Origin of the sequence: Rothia nasimurium (assembly GCF_014217215.1) — a bacterium.
Taxonomy (GTDB): domain Bacteria; phylum Actinomycetota; class Actinomycetes; order Actinomycetales; family Micrococcaceae; genus Rothia; species Rothia avistercoris.
Map to the genome: position 1 here is coordinate 246046 of NZ_CP056080.1, position 19641 is coordinate 265686.

A 19641-nucleotide genomic window follows, 5' to 3' on the forward strand; every position below is an offset into this window, starting at 1 on the left:
ACCATGATTATCGACCTCAGTCTGATCCTGGTCATGGGCGTGCTCTACGCCGTGGGGGTCTACCTCATTCTTGACCGCTCCATGACCCGCGTGCTCCTGGGCCTCATGCTCATGACCAACGCGACTAACATCCTGATTCTGCACGCGGGCGGCCCGGCAGGTATGGCCCCCTTCTACAGCAAAGACATTGCCGCTGAAGACTACTCCGACCCGCTCCCGCAGGCCCTGATTCTGACCGCTATCGTGATCTCCTGCGCGGTGACCGCCCTGATTCTGGGTATTATCTACCGTTCCTGGCTGCTCTCTAAGGCCGATGAAATCACCGACGATGCCGAAGATATTCGCGTGGCCGAGCAGGACGCCTTCGATAAGGAAGAAGACGCCGCCGCCGAGTTCGATGCTTCTGAATTCGACGCCGATGAAGCAACCCGCGAAAAAGAGTTCAACGAAGCAGAAGAGAAGAAGAAAATTAGTCAGACAACCGCTCAGCCGACCGTGTCAAAGAAGGGGGACTAGCCCGTGGATATCGCTATCGCCCAGCTCGCCCCTCTCTGTATCATCATTCTCTTCCTGGCCGCCGCTATCACCTTCGTCTCGAAGAAAGACAGCGTGCAGCGCGTCATTGCCTTCGCCGCGGTAGCTATCACACTGGTGTTTGAGGCTCTACTGCTGGCCGCAGTGTGGGACGCGACGCCCCAGACCGTGCACCTGGCAGGCTGGGAGGCCCCCTTCGGCATCACCATGGTGGTTGACCAGCTTTCAGCCCTCATGCTGGTGGTCTCCTCGACTATCTCGCTGGCGGTGCTGGTTTTTGCTACCGGCCAGAACCTGCAGGATGAGGACGACGAGGTGCCCATCTCGGTTTTCTACCCCACCTACCTGCTGCTCCTGGCGGGTGTGTCGAACGCCTTCTTGGCGGGCGACCTCTTCAACCTCTACGTGGGCTTCGAGATTTTGCTCATGGCCTCCTACGTGCTGATTACCATGAACGCCAACACCCCGCGTATTCGTGCGGGCGTGACCTACGTGGTGGTTTCGGTTGTCTCGTCCATGCTCTTCCTTACCGCCATCGGCTTTGTTTACGCCTCGGTGGGCACTATCAACATGACAGACCTGTCGCTGAAGCTGGGCACCCTGCCCGAGGGCACCCAGATGCAGCTGCACCTTATGCTGCTGATTGCTTTCGGTATCAAGGCTGCGGTCTTCCCGCTCTCCCTCTGGCTACCTGACTCCTACCCCACAGCTCCGGCACCCGTGACCGCCGTGTTCGCGGGCCTGCTCACCAAGGTGGGCGTGTACGCGATTATCCGTACCGAAACCCTGCTTTTCCCCGAAGGACGCCTGGATACACTTCTGGGGGTCGTGGCAGGTCTGACCCTGCTTGTGGGCATCTTAGGTGCCCTAGCCCAGGGCGATATCAAGCGTCTGCTCTCCTTCATCCTGATTAGCCACATCGGCTACATGATTTGGGGTATCTCGCTGGGTAACGAGCTGGGTCTTACTACCGTGGTCTTCTACATTGCCCACCACATCGTGATTCAGACCGGCCTCTTCATGGTGGTTGGTCTCGTAGAACGCCGGGCCGGTTCGACCAACGTGCGCCGTTTGGGTGGCCTGATGAAGACTACCCCCGTCCTGGCCCTGCTCTACTTCATTCCCGCCATCAACCTCGGCGGTATCCCGCCCTTCTCCGGCTTTATCGGTAAGGTCGGCTTTATTGAGGCGTCCGTAGAGAACGGTAGCGCCCTGGCCTACATCAACGCGGGCGTGGGCGTCCTGGTCTCCCTGCTGACCCTGCTGGCCCTGGCCCGTGTCTGGAACAAGGCCTTCTGGCGCCCCGCCAAGGAAGCCGAAGAGCCCACCCCCGAACTGGTCATGGCCGAGCACTCCGATGACCCCGCCCATTACGAGACCAAGCCGATTCCGGCGTCCATGATGGCGTCCACCGTCTCCCTGGTCGTGGTGGGTGTGCTGATTACCCTCTTCTCAGGCCCCCTCTTCCAGCTGGCAGATAATGCCTCAGACAACCTCTTCAACCCCGACGTCTACATCAGCTCGGTCTTTGGCCCCGACGCCCCCAGCCGGGCCGAGTACCTCGAACAGCAAATCGTCGATAACAACTCCCAGGAGGTGAACCAGTGAAAAAGCCCAACCTCTCAAGCGAGAGCCTGATTCACGCTATCCCGCCCTTCCTCTGGCTGGTCTTTGTCTGGTGCGCCCTCTGGCAGGACTTCTCCCTGCGTTTCATCGCCTTCGGCGCGGTGCTGGCGGCCCTGACCATGTCGGTCTTCCGGCTGCCGACCCTCTACCTGTCGAATCGTTTCAACATCTTCTACGCGGCGCGTTTTGTGGTGGAATTCTTCTGGAATATCGCCAAGGCATCAATCGAGGTGACGTGGCTGGCCATGACCTTCCGCCCGCCCCTGCGCAACTCGGTGGTTGCCGTGCAGCTGCGTACCCGCTCCGACCTGCTGCTGACCGCCGTTTCGCATACCATGTCGCTGATTCCCGGCTCCGTGGTGGTTGAAGTGGACCGCTCCCTGTCGGTGCTCTACTTCCACGTGCTCAACACCTCCACTCCCGAAGAAATCGAGCGCTTCACCCGCCAGGTGGCCTACTTCGAAGACCTCATCATCAAGGCCGCCGGTAGCCGCGAAGAGTACGAAGCCCTCAAACAGGACGAAGAAGCCGACCGTACAGCCAGCCGAAAGGAGCATGCATGACCTGGGCTATCTGGGCCACCGGCCTGATTCTCACCCTAGCCACCTGGGGCACCGTCTACCGCATCTGGAAGGGCCCCGCCCTGCTGGACCGCGTGCTCGCCAGCGACGTGCTGCTCTCAATTCTCACGGCCGCGCTCTGCGTGCTCATGATCTATACCGACAGCCAGTTCTTCCTGATTCTGCTGGTGGCCCTGGCCATGATCGGCTTCGTGGGGTCGGTGACCGTGGCCCGCTTCGCCGATAACTCCAAGGCGGACGAGAGCACCCCGGTTTCCCGTCTGAATGAAGGACGCCCCCGCCGCCGCTCCCGCAAGAAGGGCAGCAAGTACGCCCCCGGGGAGCTGGCAGAGGACACCGATAAGCAGGGGCACGATGGTGCCCACCCCGTGCGAGCGAGCAAGGACCTGGGGGAGTAGACCGTGAATCTTGATACCGTTTTCGACGCTCTGACCATCATCTGCATGATTCTGGGTGCCTTCATGTCGCTGGGTGCCGCTATTGGCCTGGTGCGCTTCCCCGACCTGCTCACCCGCCTGCACTCGGGCACTAAACCCCAGGTTTTCGGCATGATTCTCATGCTGCTGGCTGTGGCCTTCCACTTCCGTTCCCTGGCGCTCCTACCCGTACTGCTGGTTATCCTGCTCCTGCAGATGCTTACCATCCCCATCTCGGGGCACATGATGGGTCGCTCTGGCTACCGCAACAAGCACTTCCGCAAGGACGACCTGCGCCACGACGACCTGCGCGCCCTGGTCGATGAGGTGGAGGGGAACTAGCGAACCTAACCTGCGGGCGTCCGTCCGCCACTACCCCGCAAGGGGACCGGAAAACCAAAAAAGGACCGCGAAATATGCGGTCCTTTTTTGGTTCTGCGGTCCCCTTTCAAGAAGTGGGGAAGGGCAGAAGGTTAGGAGGTTACGGTGTTCTTCTTTGCCTTGCGGTAGAGGGCCCAAATAACCAGGATGAAGACGACCGGAGCCATGTAATAGCCGCCGCCCTCAACCCACTGGTCACCGAAGATACCCAGGACATCGGGGTTGCCCACCGCTGCGATAATACCGGCATTGATAACGCCCCACAGCGACTCGCCCACGATCATGCCAGTTGCTACCAGCACGCCCATACGCTCGGCACCCTCAGCGTTGCGCTGCTTGGCGGCCCAGCGGTTGTAGAGGAAGCCCAGCAGGGCGCCGACGGGAATGATGAGGGTCAGGGCGATAGGTAGGTACATGCCCATACCGACAGCCAGGGCAGGCAGGGAGTACTTACCCTTGGTGGTAGCGGTCAGAACCTCGTTGATGGCAATAATAACCACGCCGATAATAGCGCCGAGTCCCAGCAGTTCCCAGTTAAGGGAGTTGCCGAAGATGCCCTCGGCTACGCTGGAGAGCAGGGCAGCCTGAGGCGCCGAAAGGGCCTCCTCACCAGCACCGGGGGAGCCAGCGAAACCGAAACCGGTCAGGAGCAGCTGCAGAACTGGCGGGATGATGGCAGAGCCGAAGAGAACACCGACAATCAGGGCAACCTGCTGCTTCCAGGGGGTAGCGCCAACGAGCTGGCCGGTCTTGAGGTCCTGCAGGTTGTCGTTAGAAATCGTGGCAATACCGAAAACTACAGCTGCGGTGAAGAGGGTGTAAGCGACCAGGGAAGCGGTGTCTGCGTCGTTGCCGATGACGGTCTTGATGAGCAGGGCCGCAGACAGGACGACGATGATGCCCACACCTGAAATGGGTGAGTTCGATGCGCCGATCAGACCCGCCATGTAGCCACAGATGGAGGCAACAATCAGGCCCACGAGCAGCACGTACACGATGGAGAGGACGATGAGGGTGCCGGTGTGGTGGGCAATGGAGGTGTCTTTGACGAAGAGCCAGAGCAGCAGACCAACCGGGATCATGGCACCGATGGTTACACCGGCGACAGTGGAGAAGGGGATGTCGCGCTCGGTGATGTCAACGGTCTGGCCAGCCTGACGGGCGCGTGAAGCAACTAGGGAGTCCTTGATGCCCTTGATGATGGGGCCGATGATCTTGATGAGGGTCCATACCGCTGCAACTGCCATGGTGCCCGCGCCGATGAAGCGGACGTCCTGGGAGAAGGTTGAGGAGACAACGTCTGAGATATCACCGGACGCCGGCAGCAGGCCTGAGGTGCGCATGGGCAGCAGCACGCCATAGGAGATCAGCAGGCCAACGATCATTGAGATACCGACGGCAAGGCCCACTAGGTGGCCAACGCCGATAAGAGCCAGGGAGAAAGAGGTGCTGACCATGGTGCCACCCGCGCCGAGGCGGAAGAACTGGGTGAAGCCGCCTGCTACTGCCTTCAGCGAGGTCAGGATAGTGAAGCCAGCAGATGCCAGTGAACCCCACACAATCATGCGCAGGCCCTTCTGGTTTTCTTCTGCAGAGCCCTGGTCGTTACCGACCTTGAGCACCTCAGCCGCTGCAACGCCTTCGGGGAAGGGCAGATCTGAGCCGGTAACCAGCGCGCGGCGCAGGGGGATGGAGTAGGTGACGCCCAGGATGCCGCCGATGGCGCAGACAAAAGCGGTGGTCCAGTAGGGGAAACCTGCCCACCAGCCAATCATGACCAGGCCGGGCAGCACAAAGATAATTGCAGAGAGGGTACCCGCTGCTGAAGCGATGGTCTGCACAATGTTGTTCTCCATGATGGAGTGGTTCTTGAAGTTGCGCAGAATCGCCATGGAAATCACGGCCGCGGGGATAGAGGTCGCGAAGGTGAGGCCAACTTTGAGGCCCAGGTAGACGTTCGCGGCGGTGAAAACCAGGGTGATCAGACCACCGAGGATGACGGCGCGAAGGGTAAATTCGCGGACGGGGCTGGAGGAGCCAGTGGGGGCCGGCGCCTCTGCTTTATGTGAGGACAAGATCAACTCGTTTCCGAAAATGTGCCAATGATGGTGCGGTTTAGGTGATGCTGCTTCTGAAGCCAGCCTCAACAATACTCCTGTGGCTTGGCATATTTAAACTTCAGCGTGCATATATGCAAGAATCTGCTGAGCCTGCGCACGGTGGTAGCTCTTGTATAAAAACGTAAAGAGCCGGGGGTGGATAGCTCTAGAGAGAGCGATCCAACCCCCGGCCCGGTGGGATGGGGCTTAGCGGATGCCTGCCATCTTTTTGACAATCCAGCCGTTCAGTGCCCAGAGAGCCACACCGATACCGATGGTCACAACACCCAGTGTGGTGAAGTAGGCAACCTCGGTCTCGAGTGAGTAGAACTGACCCAGCCAGCCGGCCAGTACAGTGCCCAGGGAGATGGAGGTGAAATAGAGCGATACCATTGCTACACGATGCTTCTCGGGAGCCAGCTTAGTCGCTAGAGAAGACCCTACCGGTGAGATAGAGAGCTCGCCCATGGTGCAGATAAAGAGAATCAGCACAATCCACATGAAATTCACGTTGGTGTTGCCCGCCTGAGTTAGGAAGATGAGGAAGGCGATACCGATGAGAATAAGAGCGATAGCGAATTTGACCGGGGTCGTGGGCTGGCGATCACCGAGCTTAGTCCACATGGCCGTGAAAACAGCACCGAAGATGATAATGAACACCGGGTTGATGGAGTTCATGAACTCGGGAGTAAGCTGCAGACCCAAGATATTCCAGTTGATACGTGACTCTGAGTAGACTGCCAGCACGGTGAACTGCTGCTGGAAGAGGGCCCAGAAAGCTACGTTACCGATGAACATAGGAATGAAGGAAACCACGCGGGAGTGCTCTTCAGAAGTAGTGAGCTTGGAGGTCAGCAGGGTATAGAAAAGCAAAGCTGCGCACACAGCCACGGTGCACATAACCCAGGTAGCCAAGTTAGCGGGTTTGATGAGACCGGTGAAGACCAGAACGAGGGTAACAGCAACAATAGCTACCGCTGCAAGGGAGTAGGTACGCTTCTCGCTGGCGGTTAGGGGCTGGGAGAGCTGGTGGACGGACGCCGGTAGGTTCTTACGGGTCAGCGAGTACTGGATGAGGCCAGCAGCCATACCCAGAGCAGCCAGGCCGAAGCCAACGTGAAAGCCGTAGTTTTCGCGCAGAATGCCGGTGAGCATGGGGCCGAGAAGGGCACCAATATTCACGCCGATGTAGAAGATGGTGAAGCCGCCGTCTCGGCGGGGGTCGGTCTTGCTGTAGAGCGATCCGACGAGCACGGAGGCGTTGGTCTTAAGGCCGCCGGAGCCAATAGCAACTAGAACCAGACCCGCAATAACACCGGCAGCACCGGGCAGAATCGCCAGAGCGATATGACCTGCCATGATGGCCCAGGCTGAGTAGTAGAGGGTGCGCTCTGGGCCGAGCACACGGTCACCGAGGAAGCCGCCCACCACGGCCATAAGGTAGACCATGCCGCCGTAGGCACCCATAACGCCTGCTGCTGAGGCCTCACTGAGTAGGCCTAGACCGCCACGGTCAGCCTCCCAGTAGAGGTAGTAGAGCATGATGACCTGCATGCCGTAGAAGGAGAAACGCTCCCAGAGCTCTACCGAGAAAAGGTTAGCCAGCATGCGGGGGTGACCAAAGAAGCCCCGGTCGTTACTTGAAGTGTCTGCTGGGTTTGGCGGTGTCGCCGCAGGCAGAGTAGACATATCGACTCGCTTATATAGATAGGAAAACCGTGTGTGCACGGTATCTGTTCGGTAGGTAACGATACTCTAATCAGCTGGCTTAGTTAAACCCATCGGTCATTTTTCTTGAGGTTTGGGGTGACTGTATACCCCTACACAAGGGCCCCACCGGTGCGCTGGTCCGGCACGGGTGGGGCCCTAGTGTATGAGTGTTAGGCGATGACGCTGTCCACCAGTTTTTTCGCCTCGGCCTGTACCTGTGTCAGGTGGTCGGCACCCAGGAAGGACTCGGCGTAAATCTTATAGACATCTTCGGTGCCGGAGGGGCGGGCCGCAAACCAGGCGTTGTCGGTGGTTACCTTTAGCCCGCCGATAGCTGCCCCGTTGCCGGGAGCCTCGGTGAGTTTAGCGGTGATAGTTTCACCCGCCAGCTCAGAGGCGGTGACGTCCGCCGGGGAAAGCTTGGCAAGCTTAGCTTTCTGCTCGCGGCTTGCGGCGGCATCTACGCGGGCGTAGGCGGGTGCACCGTATTCTGCAGCTAGTTCGGCGTAGCGCTGGGAGGGGGTCTTGCCGGTAACGGCAATAATTTCGGCGGCAAGAAGGGCCAGGATAATGCCGTCCTTGTCGGTCGTCCAGACGCTGCCGTCTCGCATCAGGAAGGAGGCACCTGCGGACTCTTCGCCACCGAAACCGATGGTGCCGGTGCGAAGGCCGTCCACGAAGTACTTGAAGCCAACGGGAACTTCAACCAGCGTGCGTCCCAGTGCAGCTACCACGCGGTCAATCATGGACGAAGAAACCAGGGTTTTACCAACACCTGCATCTGTGGCCCAGCCGTCACGGTGGGTGTAGAGATAATCGATGGCTACGGCGAGGTAGTGGTTGGGGTTCATGAGGCCCGCATCTGGTGTAACGATGCCGTGGCGGTCGGAGTCTGCATCGTTGCCGGTAGCGATGTCGTACTGATCGCGGTTGACAATGAGGGAGGCCATGGCGTTGGGGGATGAGCAGTCCATGCGGATCTTCTCATCCCAGTCCAGGGTCATAAAGGCCCACTGGGGGTCCACATCGGGGTTCACTACCGTCAGGTTCAGGTCGTAGTCGGTGGCGATACGCTTCCAATACTCAACGGACGCGGAACCCATCGGGTCTGCGCCGATACGGACGCCGGCAGAACGGATAGCATCCATGTCGATGACATCGCCCAGCTCAGCAACGTAGGCGCCCAGGTAGTCATAGGTGCCGGTGGTAGCGGCGGCCTTAGCCTCTTCCAAGGGCAGACGCTTAACGTCAGCATTCTTGCCTTCCAGCAGCTCATTGGCGCGCTGGGCAATCCAGCTGGTAGCGTCGGAATCTGCGGGGCCGCCGTGAGGAGGGTTGTACTTGAAGCCACCATCTGTGGGCGGGTTATGGCTGGGGGTGATAACAATACCGTCAGCCTGCCCGGTGTTATCAGGGTTGGCATTGTGCACGATAATCGCGCGGGAGAGCGCCGGAGTGGGTACAAAACCGTCCGCCTCATCCAGCAGCACGGTCACACCGTTAGCCGCAAGAACCTCCAAAGCGGTATCCTGCGCGGGGCCAGAGAGAGCATGGGTATCTTTACCCATAAACAGCGGCCCGGTAATACCCTGTGCTGCCCGGTACTCAGCAATCGCCTGCGAAATCGCCGCGATATGCGCATCATTAAAAGAGCTCTTCAGCGAACTACCCCGGTGACCCGAGGTACCAAACGCTACACGCTGGGCAGAGTCAGCCAGGTCAGGGGTGTGCTCGCGGTAAGCAGCGAGCAGCTCATCAATGTTGACAAGATCTTCTGGGGTGGCAAGGGTGCCGGCACGGTTTGACATAGCCTTATTAAACACTGAAGGACCAGCTACGCACCGCGCCCCGCCGTCCTCCCAAAAAATAAAGGACGAAGGGACGTTTTATGACAGGTGCCCTACACAAAAACCGCAGTCAGGGCACGCTATTGGCTAAACCCAGGGTTCAACCTTGAAGCCTGAAAGAACCGCGCATAGGCTGAAAGAACCACTATGAAAGAGAGGTTCAGCGATGAACGAAGATATCCGCCAGGTCACCGTCGACGAAATCCCCGCAGACGCCAAAATCCTTGACGTGCGTGAAGACTACGAGTGGGTAGAAGGCCACATCGAGGGCGCCCAGCACATCCCCCTGGGCGAGGTGCCCGAGCGCTACGGCGAAGTGCCGCTCGATGAGGACGTGTACGTTATCTGCCGTTCCGGGGGGCGTTCCTTGAGGGCCGTGGCCTACCTGAACCAGTACGGTTTTGATGCCATCAACGTTATTGGCGGTATGGGCGCTTGGCAGGACGCGGAGCTCCCCATGGTTGCTGAGAACGGGCAGGAGCCGCAGGTCCGCTAGCTAGCAAGGGTAGGCGTGCTGGGCGGAACCCGTCTCATATTCTATGCAAAATATGACATATGTCGGTTCATGCCTCTAGCCTGGGAAGTATGACAACACCTCCTAATAACAACAACCCTTATCAGAACGGCCAGCCCCAGTACGGGGCTCCTGCTGTCAGCCCGGAAATTGCGAAAGATATCAAGAACGCTAAAACCTACGGTATCGTTTCCATCGTTTTTGCGGTGGTTTCACTTGTGCTGGGCTTCCTAGCGCTCCCTTCCCTGATAGCTGCTATTTATGGTCTTAAGACCAGTAAGAAGCTGGCTAATGCTGGTGTCGTGCAGGGTAACTCTAAGACGCTTAACACTGTAGCCGTCGTTATCGGTGCGGTTGCTGTGGCCCTTTGGATTCTTGGTCTTATCCTTCGGTCAGTTTTGGCTGTCTAAAAGCTTTTACTGTTAGTTTGTCGCCCTGTTTTCTTGCCCTCAGGAAAGCAGGGCTTTTGATTTTTACTTTCTTGCAGAGCATGGCTTAGCCTGTGGCTGGTACCGTCGTGGCTTATGAGTTAGGGGAATACGCTGTGTGAATAAGTGGCGGGAATGTGGGGGAGGCTACCGTATAAGGATTCTTTAGTTCTTTGAGGAAGGTAACGGGCGGTTAGACTATCCGGGTGAACTTTCCGAACCACCCCCGCTATATGCCCGGTGCTAGCCTCCATGTTAGGCGGCTGGGCTTTGCCGTAGACTGCGCCCGGGCCTACCGGTTGATCTCGGCAGGTTCCCGCTACTCTTTCTGGCTTGATTCCGCCCGCCCAGAATCTCCTATGTCACGCTACTCCTACATGGGGGTGGTGCCAGCGGAGGGGCGCGTGCTCATGAGCGACGATGCCCGTGAGCCGGTTTTTCGCGAGCTCAACGGGGCAGGCCAAGAGGTGGGGCGTGTGCCCGGTAGCTTGGACCGGGGACTTAGTGCCTACCTTGCGCAGGGGCCTGCCGTGAACGGTGCCCCAGCAGAGCTAGAAGAAGCTCTATTGGGTGGTTACGTTGGCTACTTCGGCTACGAATACCGGGCGCTCACCGAGCCAGGGTCACCGGTGACTCATAGCTCACCCACCCCCGACGGGGTGTGGCTTCAAGCTGTACGCTACCTGATTCATGACCACCGGAGCGGGCAGAGCTGGCTGGTAGGCGACGCCGACTGGCTTGATGCCATCGAGCCTGCCCTGCGGGAATATGCCGGGGAAGAGTCCACCGTGCAACCTATGGCGGGTGCAGATACCCAGCCTGTGAGCGGCCTGGTCTTCTCGCCACCCACCCGTGCCGACTACACCGCCGATGTTCGTACCTGCCAGCAAGAAATCGCAGACGGCAACAGCTACGAAATCTGCTTGACCGCCCAAACCCAGGCTCGCGCCGCCGCCCCGGTTTCCCCAGGGCAGGCCCTGGCGACCTACCTGCTTCTGCGCCAACACAACCCGGCCCCCTACGCGGCCTTTATACACTGCGACAGCTTCTACATTCTGAGCTCATCACCCGAACGGTTCCTCACCATCAGCACAACAGGGCAGGCGGAGACCAAACCCATTAAAGGCACCGTTGAACGCTCACCCGACCCCGCAGAGGACGCCCGCCGCGCCCACTGGCTAGCGCACGACCCCAAAACCCGGGCCGAGAACCTCATGATCGTTGACCTGCTGCGCAACGACCTCTCCCGCATCAGCTACCCGGAGTCGGTGCGGGTGCCTATCCTCATGGGAATCGAAAGCTACCAGACCGTACACCAGCTCGTTTCCACGGTCCAGGCGCAGGTGCGCCCGGAAGTGGGCAGGGTAGAAGCCACCCTCGCCTGCTTTCCCGGTGGCTCCATGACCGGGGCACCCAAACCCTCCACCATGGATATCATCGACCGCCTAGAGGGGCGCGCTCGCGGTATCTATTCGGGTGCCTTAGGCTTCTTTTCTGCTACCGGGGCCGTCGATCTTTCTATCGTGATTAGGACCCTGGTGATGTCGTCCTCCGGGCAGGTGAGCCTGAGCGCGGGCGGCGCTATTGTGGCTGATTCAGACCCGGATGCCGAGTACGAAGAGATGTTGACCAAGCTAGCGGCGGCCCTGCCGCCGCAGCTGGGCAGACTGGGCTAAAGAAGCCCACCCGTGTATGTCTGTTACGTGCTAGCGGGCCTTGCGGGCAACATAAAGCCCCGCCACGATCAGGGGGACCTGGAGGGGTAGACGGCGCAGTCGCTTAGCGTCGGAATCCAGTACACCGGGAATATCAATCTTGTGGGTGTACTGGTAGATGTTGGCCGGGTAGACCGCGGTGAAGAGGGCCGCGGCCCCTAGCCCGGTGATGCGGCGTGCCCCCGGTGCGGCCAGCAGGCCCAGCCCCACACCAAGCTCGGCAACCCCGGAAGCGTAGACTACCTGCTCCGCACTCCCCGGAACCCAGGGTGGAACAATGGAGGCAAAGCTGGGCACCTTATCACGCTTGAAGTGGAGGGCACCCATAGCGGTCAGGCCCGTGCCCAGGGCGTAGCGGGTTATCTTTTGGCCGGTGGTTTCGCTGGTATCGCGTGCAAAAAGGTTCATGGTTTTTATAATAGGCCAGCGGTGGGTCTGCGCGTCCCGGTGGAGTCTCCGTTTATTTTTCTTCTTGTGCAGAGAGCCTTGTATTGCTTTAACTGAGTCCATGCCTTAGGTTAGTTACATAACTAACTAACCAACGAACCAACTAACCTGGTTTTGGTGCACACAGAGAAAGGGGGTGCCCATGCTCACCGGTGATAAACCCATCTTCCAACAAATCGCGGACCACATTAGCGGCGAGATCCTCGCGGGAACCTACCCCGAAGAATCACAGGTCCCATCGACCAACGAATTTGCGGCCTTCTACCGTATTAATCCGGCAACAGCCGGTAAAGGCGTCAACCTCCTGGTAGACCAAGGGGTGCTCTACAAGAAGAGAGGTATCGGCATGTTTGTAGCTCAAGGAGCACAAGATATTCTGCGCTCAGCACGGCGCAAAGAATTTATCGCGGGCTACATCACCCCTCTCGTCGAAGAAGCCAGGGTGCTGGGGCTCAGCAGTGACGAGGTACTCGCTGCCCTGCAAGCTGGCCTGAGCGAGGCCGCTAGCAAGACAGGGGAGAGCGCATGAACACCATCGTCCGCACACAGAACCTCAGCAAAACCTTCCGGGGCACCAAAGCCCTAGACGGAATTAGTCTGGAGATCGAAGAAGGCCTCATCTACGGCCTAGCAGGTAGGAACGGTGCCGGTAAAACAACCCTGCTGACCACACTCAGCGGCCAGACCCTGCCCGATAAGGACTCGCAGGTAGAACTCTTTGGGCAGAAGCTCAATGCCGCCACTATTGCCAGAACCCACCTGCAAAGGACCAACCAGAGCTACCCCGACGACCTGCGGGTTTTCCAGGTGCTCAACATGGGCCGGCTGGCTCACCCCAACTGGGACCAGTCCCTGGCGCTGTCGCTACTGCTTGATTTTGAGGTCCCGCTCAAGGCCCGGGCCCGCAGGCTCTCGGACGGGCAAAAGTCAGCTCTGGGTATCGCGGTTGCTCTTGCCAGCCGCGCAGATCTGACCCTGATGGACGAGCCCTACACCGGCCTTGACCCGGTGGCGCGCACCCTCTTTTACGACCGCCTGCTCGAAGACTTCAGCGCCCACCCGCGTACCTTTATTATTTCCACCCACCTCATCGGCGAAATCGCGCCCCTGCTCAACCGCATCATCCTGATTGATCGGGGTGAGCTGGTCTTCACCGGCGACGCTGAGGACGCCACCTACACCGCCCACGAGATCGCAGGGAACCAGGATGCTGTTTCTGTCTACCTGGCTAAGACCTCCCTGGAGGGCCTCTTGGTGCGCGACCGCGCCATCGGTTCTATGCGGAGTGCCGTCGTAGCCTCCGCCCTCACAGCAGAGAACGAGGAACTAGCGGGCAAGCTGGGCGTTGGTATCCAGCCGGTCTCACTCCAGGACACCGTCGCCGCCCACAGCCGGAAAAACACTGACCAGACCACACAAGGAGAGCTCTCATGACCGCAACAAACCCAGTCTGGGCTGAGGAAACAGGGCTCCACACCCCCGGAGCTGAGAAGAAAAGGCGCGCACGCTCCGCACGAATTCAGGGGAGCTGGACTGTCTTCCACATGCTACGTAGCCAGAAAGCAATGGCAACCCTACTTCCGCTACTACTGCCCATCGGGATTGCCGCGCTGATTCTGCTCCTTGTTGGCATCAACAGTCTGTTCACCGGAATGTCGTTTGGTGCCCACGGTGGCTTTATCAACGCAAATTCTCTACACACCACTATCGTCCCCGTGGTGCTAGGAGTCTCAGCGCTCCTGGGTTTCTACTCTCACGCTCAGCTCATCCTCAATATGGGGCGGACCCGGTGGAGCTACCTGGGCGGTTTTACTCTTCTCTCCCTTTACCGGGCTACCCTTGCAACGCTTGTCTACGCACTGACATCTGTTATCGAGCTCGTGACACACGGTTACGGTAGGGGCTGGCAGGTCTTTAACCCAGAACTGAACCCCTGGCCCTTCGCCTTCTGGCAGAGCTACTCAACCTCGGGGCGTATCTACGCTCTGGGTGGCTACCTGGCAACCTGGTTCGTGGTGCTGATTGCGGTCCAGGTCGCTGGAATCGCTGTGGCAGCCCTTTACCGGCGGTGGGGCAAGGTCACCGGCTCAGTTGCACTTGTCCTGGTCATCATGGGGGCGCTAGCCATCAGCCGTAACCTTTTCGGCGCACACCTGTGGGACATGGGAATCAGCGTCCTCTGGGAGCAGTTCGACAACGATTACAGCAACTTCAGCATCTGGGATGCAGCCAAAGAGAGCGGCGGATTCTTAGACGAGCACATTGGTATTATCAATGTCCCCGCGCTCGGCTTGATAGCCTACCACTACGGGTCACTGTTGGGAGCTGCCGCGGTGTCCTACCTGATTGCAACCATCACCTGGGCCAGAACTTCCCTACGCTAACTCGCACCTATCGTACTCGCATCAGCACTGCCCCGGCCCTCCCCGGCCGGGGCAGTCTCATTCACAGCAGGGTAAGCAACCGAATAATTTTTCACCTGCCGGGACTCTCCCACCCAAAAACAAACCCCGCCCACCCCATCTACTAGACTAAAAACCATGACTACCCTCTCTGAAAACCTCCCCATCGAAGCCGCCCGCGAACGCCTCCGCCAGCTCATTAGCGAACTCGCTGTAGTTCGCGGCAAAGTAACCCTAGCCTCCGGCAAAGAAGCCGACTACTATGTTGACCTGCGCCGCATCACCCTGCACCACGAGGCCTCCCGCCTGGTTGGCCAGGTCATGCTCGACCTGCTCGACTCCGCCGGAATCGAATTTGACGCCGCCGGCGGTTTGACCATGGGTGCTGACCCCGTCGGTCACGCCATCATGCGCACCGCTGGCGACCAGGGTCGCGCCATCGACACCTTCGTGGTGCGTAAGGCTCAGAAGTCCTACGGCATGGGCCGTCAGGTTGAGGGCCCCTCAGTGGAAGGACGCCGCGTGGTAGCTGTCGAGGACACCTCCACCACCGGCGGCTCCGCTCTCACCGCCGTTGAAGCCCTGCGCAAGGCTGGCGCCGAGGTGGTAGCCGTTGCCGTCATTGTTGACCGTGCAACCGGCGCCAAGGAGCACATCGAAGAGGTTGCAGGCGTGCCCTGCCTCTACGCCTACTCCAAGACTGACCTGGGCCTGGACTAAGTGGCAGACCTAGAAGCAACCGAGCCCGAAACCGAGAGCCCGGAGCGGGAAATCGGCGTCGGCCCCTGGGAAGGCGAATGGCCAGAAGGCGACCACTGGGACCCCGAGTTGCTGCGGGAGGGCGACCGCCGCAACGTCCTTGACCACTACCGCTACTGGACCATGGACGCCATCATCGCCGACCTCGATACCCGTCGCCACTCCTTCCACGTAGCCATCGAAAACTGGCAGCACGACCTCAACATCGGCACCGTGGTGCGCACCGCTAACGCCTTTTTGGCGAAAGAAGTGCACATTATCGGCAAGAAGCGCTGGAACCGACGCGGGGCTATGGTGACCGACCGCTACCAGCACGTGCGCCATCACCCTACCGTCGAGGACTTTGTGACCTGGGCGAAGGGTGAGGGGCTTGCCATCATCGGCATTGATATCTTCCCCGACTCCAAGCAGCTGGAAACCTACGACCTACCCAAGGACTGCGTCCTGGTCTTTGGTCAGGAGGGGCCCGGCCTGTCAGAGGAGATTCACGCGGCTGCCGAGGCAACCCTGTCTATCGAGCAGTACGGCTCCACCCGCTCTATGAACGCAGCAACCGCTGCCGGCATTGCCATGCATGCCTGGATTCGTCGTCACGAGTTCGGCCAGCGCGTCAGCTAGACCTGAGAGCGGACGCCCGCCCCGCCGGCGTCCACCGAACCTGTCCGCTGCGGCGCCCACCGGCGTCCGCTGGTGGTGAGTGTCCATGAAAATTGCGGAGTGCCCACGAAACGTGTGGGCACTCCGCGATTCTCGTAAGCACTTGCATTTCTGCAAAAACTTTCCCCCTGAGGTATTTTATTAATGTACTACCGGGTCTAGAATGGCTATGTACGCTAAAGACGAGAGCAAAGAGGTGCAGTATGAACACAAGGCCAGAGCCCGGTAACACCCAGGGAGTACCTGACGTCCAGCTGCCCGCCACCAGCAGCCCCCGTAAGCTCCTCACGGCCCTGCTCACCCCGCTCTTCATGGCCCTTATGGCCATCTCGGTCGTCAATGTCGCCCTCACCCCCATCGGGCACTCCCTCAACGCGGGGTCCAGCCAAACCCAGTGGGTCGTCTCCGGCTACGCCCTGGCTTTTGGTGTGCCCCTGGTTGCCGCTGGACGCATCGGCGATGCCACCGGCCGCCGCCGCATGTTCATGCTCGGGGTTTCCTTCTTCACCCTGGGCTCCCTGCTCAGTGCCGTCGCACCCACCATCGAAATCCTTATCGCCGCCCGCGTGCTCCAGGGCCTCGGCGCAGGCTTCTTCAACCCCCAAACCACGGGCATCATCCAGGCTAACTTCACCGGCCAGGCTCGCGCCCGCGCCTACGGCATGTTCGGTACGGTGGTAGCGCTCGCCGTCATCGTGGGGCCGGTACTCGGCGGCTTCCTCATCCAGATTTTCGGGGACTCCCTGGGCTGGCGCATGATGTTCCTGGTCAATGTGCCTATCGGTCTTGCCGGGTTGCTACTGGCCCGTCTCTGGGTACCCAACGACCGGCCGTCCGCCCCCGCGCACCGCGCCCGCCTCGACCTAGACCCCGTCGGTATGACCACCCTGGCCCTGGCAATCTTCGCTGTACTCTTCCCCTTCGTTGAGCGCAGCGGCAACCCGCTGGTCTGGGCGGTTCTGCCCGTAGGTCTTGCCCTTATCGCCTTCTTTATCGCCTGGGAAAAGCGCTACAAGAAGGCAGGTCGCCCGCCCATGCTCGATATCGACCTGGTAACCAAGCCTGCCTTCCGCAACGGCATCATGATTGTGACCCTCTACTTCTTGGGCAACACCAGCGTGTGGCTGGTTATCCCCATCTACGTGCAGAACCACCTGGGCCAGAGCGCGCTGACCGCCGCGCTGATTACCATTCCCTCATCCCTGCTGTCTGCCTTTGCAGCTCCCTGGGCAGGACGCCGCGTGCTGGCTATGGGGCGCCGTATGGTGATGCTGGGGTTCGGGTTATCGCTCACCTCGATTGTGGCCACCATGCTCACCGTGACCCCGGTGGAACAGGGGCTGCTACCGGTATGGGCTCTGGCTGTGCCCCTGATTCTGATTGGTGCCGGTGGTGGTCTGGTGATTTCTCCCAACCAGACCCTGACCCTGGCGTCCGTGCCTCCCGCCATCAGCGGCGTAGCGGGCGGCGTGCTCTCCCTCGGCCAGCGCATGGGCACCGCTATCGGTACCGCCATCATTCCCTCAATTCTCTACGGGCTGGTAGAGTCGGGTGCCCACTGGAACGTCGGGCTTATAGCCTCCTTCGGCGCTATCGTGCTGACCCTCTCCCTGGGCCTCACCTTCACCATCGCCGACCGCCGCCGCGAACTGCGCGAGGGGTAACACTAGCCTGCGCCCGCTTCATAAAAGTGCTTATCAGGTACAGTATAAACATTCCCTGTACACACATTCCGCCTAGGTTAGCCGTTTCTTTTTCGTAAACAGCGACCTGCGGCATCGGCACACACAATGGAGTGAGGTTGATATGGACAAGCCCCACATCACGGGTGACCACCTGCAAAAATACAGTGCAGCTCCCACCCAGGCCATAGACCAGATTCACCGCTCACGCGGCTCCCAGGCGCCAGAGGTTGAAGCCGGCGAACGCAAAAAGCGCCTCATCGGTCTCTTCGGCGGACTACTTGCAGCCGCCCTGGTCTACATCATCATGCCCGGCGACGTACCCGACACCGCGCGCCTGACCGCAGCCACCGCCGTCCTGATGGGTGCCTGGTGGATGACCGAAGCCCTGCCCATCCCCGCCACCGCCTTGCTGCCGCTGGTGATTTTCCCCGTCTTTAACAGCGAAGTAAAAATCAACGACATCGGCGCTAGCTACGGTAACAACATCATCTTCCTCTTTATGGGCGGCTTCTTGCTGGCCCTCGCCATGCAGCGCTGGAACCTACACCGCCGCATCGCCCTGCTTACCCTCAAGCTCATGGGCACCAAGCCCTCCATGATGGTCGCGGGCTTCATGGTAGCCACCGGCTTTCTCTCCATGTGGGTATCGAACACCGCCACCGCCGTCATGATGATTCCCATCGGTGTCTCCGTGCTCATGCTGATTGCCCAGGCCAGCGGCACCACCGAAATTAAAATTGAGGACGGCGTATCCCCCGACGACCAGGCCGTCAAGGACGCCGTGATCAAGTCCGACTTCGGAACCGCCCTCATGCTGGGTATCGCCTACGCCGCCTCCATCGGCTCCCTCGGCACCCTGATCGGCACCCCGCCCAACACCCTGCTCGCCGGTTACATGGCAGACACCCACGACGTGCACATCGGCTTTGGTCAGTGGATGCTGGTGGGCGTACCTCTGTCGGTGATCGTGCTCTTTGTCTGCTGGTTCCTGCTCACCAAGGTGCTCTTCAAACCCGAAATTAAAGAGATTCCCGGCGGTAAGAAACTCATCGCCAACGAATACGCCAAACTCGGTGCCATGAGCTCGGGCGAACTGCGCGTGCTCATCATCTTTATCGCTGCCGCCCTGGCCTGGATTTTCGTCCCTATCATCTGGTCTAAATCACCACCCATCACCGATGCCGGCATCGCCGTCGCCGTTGGCCTGCTGCTCTTTGCACTACCCGCCGGTGGCACCGCCAACAAGGGCGTGCGCCTCATCGACTGGGAAACCGCAACCAAGCTGCCCTGGGGCGTCCTGCTCCTCTTTGGCGGCGGCCTAGCCCTCTCCGGCCAGTTCACCAGCTCCGGCCTCACCCAGTGGATCGGTGACTCCGTCGGCGCCCTCAGCGCCCTGCCCATCCTCGTCATCGTGCTACTGGTGACCACCGGCGTCATCTTCCTTACCGAACTCACCAGTAACACCGCCACCGCAGCCACCTTCCTGCCCGTCGCCGGCGGCATCGCCATGGGCATGGGCTACGACCCCATGCTGCTCGCCATCCCCGTCGCCCTCGCCGCCACCTGCGCCTTCATGCTCCCCGTAGCGACCCCGCCCAACGCCATCGCCTACGGCTCGGGCTACGTCACCATCGGGCAGATGGTCAAGGGCGGCGTCTGGCTCAACCTCTTCTCCATCGTGGCGATCACCGCAGTGACCATGACCCTGGCCATGTGGATCTTCGCGCTGTAAACCGTATTCAAAAGGTTTGGCAGGCTCGCGCTGGCTGCGACCCCGCTTCACTCACCTTTTGAATACTCCTCACTAAACCCATAAAAACCCAACACCCTAACACCGGCA

At 59.9% G+C, this 19641-nt stretch carries 20 protein-coding genes; 15 read left to right on the forward strand and 5 right to left on the reverse strand.

The annotated features are described in order from the left end of the window. Positions 1-3: 3 nt before the first annotated feature. From HWU94_RS01180 to mnhG, 5 genes are read left to right on the forward strand one after another with little or no spacing between them, the layout of a single operon-like run. The gene (locus tag HWU94_RS01180) at positions 4-516 is read left to right on the forward strand and encodes a Na(+)/H(+) antiporter subunit C (RefSeq protein ID WP_185173952.1); all 513 of its coding nucleotides are present in this window, start codon (positions 4-6) and stop codon (positions 514-516) included. A 9-nt stretch (positions 517-525) separates the two neighbouring features. Then, positions 526-2142 carry a Na+/H+ antiporter subunit D gene (locus HWU94_RS01185; protein WP_185174704.1) on the forward strand — a complete coding sequence of 539 codons (1617 nt, stop codon included), beginning with the start codon at positions 526-528 and terminating at the stop codon, positions 2140-2142. Then, positions 2139-2723 carry a Na+/H+ antiporter subunit E gene (locus HWU94_RS01190; protein ID WP_185173953.1) on the forward strand — a complete coding sequence of 195 codons (585 nt, stop codon included), beginning with the start codon at positions 2139-2141 and terminating at the stop codon, positions 2721-2723. The genes HWU94_RS01185 and HWU94_RS01190 overlap by 4 nt, the downstream gene beginning before the upstream one ends. Continuing rightward, positions 2720-3139: a monovalent cation/H+ antiporter complex subunit F gene (locus tag HWU94_RS11705; protein ID WP_185173954.1), complete on the forward strand. Its 420-nt coding sequence runs from the start codon at positions 2720-2722 to the stop codon at positions 3137-3139. Before HWU94_RS01190 ends, HWU94_RS11705 begins: the two co-directional genes overlap by 4 nt. A gap of 3 nt (positions 3140-3142) precedes the next feature. Further along, a complete protein-coding gene (gene mnhG, locus HWU94_RS01200; protein ID WP_135012247.1) occupies positions 3143-3499 on the forward strand; it encodes a monovalent cation/H(+) antiporter subunit G in 357 nt (118 codons plus the stop codon). 131 nt (positions 3500-3630) lie between these two features. Here mnhG and HWU94_RS01205 read toward each other — a convergent pair whose 3' ends face one another. From HWU94_RS01205 to pgm, 3 genes are all read right to left on the reverse strand, one after another. Beyond that, positions 3631-5613 carry an OPT family oligopeptide transporter gene (locus HWU94_RS01205; protein ID WP_185173955.1) on the reverse strand — a complete coding sequence of 661 codons (1983 nt, stop codon included), beginning with the start codon at positions 5611-5613 and terminating at the stop codon, positions 3631-3633. A 231-nt stretch (positions 5614-5844) separates the two neighbouring features. Continuing rightward, positions 5845-7326 carry a peptide MFS transporter gene (locus HWU94_RS01210; protein WP_185173956.1) on the reverse strand — a complete coding sequence of 494 codons (1482 nt, stop codon included), beginning with the start codon at positions 7324-7326 and terminating at the stop codon, positions 5845-5847. A 191-nt stretch (positions 7327-7517) separates the two neighbouring features. Further along, on the reverse strand, positions 7518-9155 hold the full coding sequence (gene pgm, locus HWU94_RS01215; RefSeq protein ID WP_185173957.1) for a phosphoglucomutase (alpha-D-glucose-1,6-bisphosphate-dependent): 1638 nt from the start codon (positions 9153-9155) through the stop codon (positions 7518-7520). A 205-nt stretch (positions 9156-9360) separates the two neighbouring features. On the opposite strand from pgm, the gene HWU94_RS01220 reads away from it, so the two are divergent. The 3 genes from HWU94_RS01220 (at position 9361) to HWU94_RS01230 (ending at position 11812) form a co-directional block, all read left to right on the forward strand. After that, positions 9361-9690, forward strand: a complete 330-nt coding sequence (locus HWU94_RS01220) for a rhodanese-like domain-containing protein (protein ID WP_185173958.1) — start codon at positions 9361-9363, stop codon at positions 9688-9690. Between the two features lie 89 nt (positions 9691-9779). Then, positions 9780-10118, forward strand: coding sequence for a hypothetical protein (locus tag HWU94_RS01225; RefSeq protein WP_185173959.1), 339 nt, complete (start codon positions 9780-9782; stop codon positions 10116-10118). Positions 10119-10342: 224 nt separating this feature from the next. Beyond that, on the forward strand, positions 10343-11812 hold the full coding sequence (locus HWU94_RS01230; RefSeq protein ID WP_244955987.1) for an anthranilate synthase component I family protein: 1470 nt from the start codon (positions 10343-10345) through the stop codon (positions 11810-11812). A 30-nt stretch (positions 11813-11842) separates the two neighbouring features. Here HWU94_RS01230 and HWU94_RS01235 read toward each other — a convergent pair whose 3' ends face one another. Beyond that, complete coding sequence (locus tag HWU94_RS01235; protein ID WP_185173960.1) at positions 11843-12259, reverse strand: hypothetical protein; 417 nt, start codon at positions 12257-12259, stop codon at positions 11843-11845. Positions 12260-12440: 181 nt separating this feature from the next. On the opposite strand from HWU94_RS01235, the gene HWU94_RS01240 reads away from it, so the two are divergent. The 5 genes from HWU94_RS01240 to HWU94_RS01260 all read left to right on the forward strand — a co-directional run bounded on the left by HWU94_RS01240 (position 12441) and on the right by HWU94_RS01260 (position 16077). Beyond that, entirely contained in the window at positions 12441-12827 is a 387-nt protein-coding gene (locus HWU94_RS01240) for a GntR family transcriptional regulator (protein ID WP_185173961.1), read from the forward strand. Next, positions 12824-13732, forward strand: coding sequence for an ATP-binding cassette domain-containing protein (locus HWU94_RS01245; protein WP_185173962.1), 909 nt, complete (start codon positions 12824-12826; stop codon positions 13730-13732). The genes HWU94_RS01240 and HWU94_RS01245 overlap by 4 nt, the downstream gene beginning before the upstream one ends. Positions 13733-13863: 131 nt before the next feature. Next, the gene (locus HWU94_RS01250; protein WP_185173963.1) at positions 13864-14682 is read left to right on the forward strand and encodes a hypothetical protein; all 819 of its coding nucleotides are present in this window, start codon (positions 13864-13866) and stop codon (positions 14680-14682) included. Between the two features lie 156 nt (positions 14683-14838). Continuing rightward, the gene (gene pyrE, locus HWU94_RS01255; protein ID WP_185173964.1) at positions 14839-15420 is read left to right on the forward strand and encodes an orotate phosphoribosyltransferase; all 582 of its coding nucleotides are present in this window, start codon (positions 14839-14841) and stop codon (positions 15418-15420) included. Further along, the gene (locus HWU94_RS01260; RefSeq protein WP_237187356.1) at positions 15421-16077 is read left to right on the forward strand and encodes an RNA methyltransferase; all 657 of its coding nucleotides are present in this window, start codon (positions 15421-15423) and stop codon (positions 16075-16077) included. It begins immediately after the preceding gene. Here HWU94_RS01260 and HWU94_RS11660 read toward each other — a convergent pair. Next, the gene (locus HWU94_RS11660) at positions 16074-16199 is read right to left on the reverse strand and encodes a hypothetical protein (protein WP_280527415.1); all 126 of its coding nucleotides are present in this window, start codon (positions 16197-16199) and stop codon (positions 16074-16076) included. The genes HWU94_RS01260 and HWU94_RS11660 overlap by 4 nt on opposite strands. Before the next feature lie 120 nt (positions 16200-16319). On the opposite strand from HWU94_RS11660, the gene HWU94_RS01265 reads away from it, so the two are divergent. Together HWU94_RS01265 and HWU94_RS01270 are read left to right on the forward strand one after the other, a co-directional pair. Continuing rightward, positions 16320-17780: an MFS transporter gene (locus HWU94_RS01265; RefSeq protein ID WP_185173965.1), complete on the forward strand. Its 1461-nt coding sequence runs from the start codon at positions 16320-16322 to the stop codon at positions 17778-17780. A gap of 142 nt (positions 17781-17922) precedes the next feature. Next, a complete protein-coding gene (locus HWU94_RS01270; RefSeq protein ID WP_185173966.1) occupies positions 17923-19533 on the forward strand; it encodes a DASS family sodium-coupled anion symporter in 1611 nt (536 codons plus the stop codon). Positions 19534-19641 lie beyond the last annotated feature (108 nt).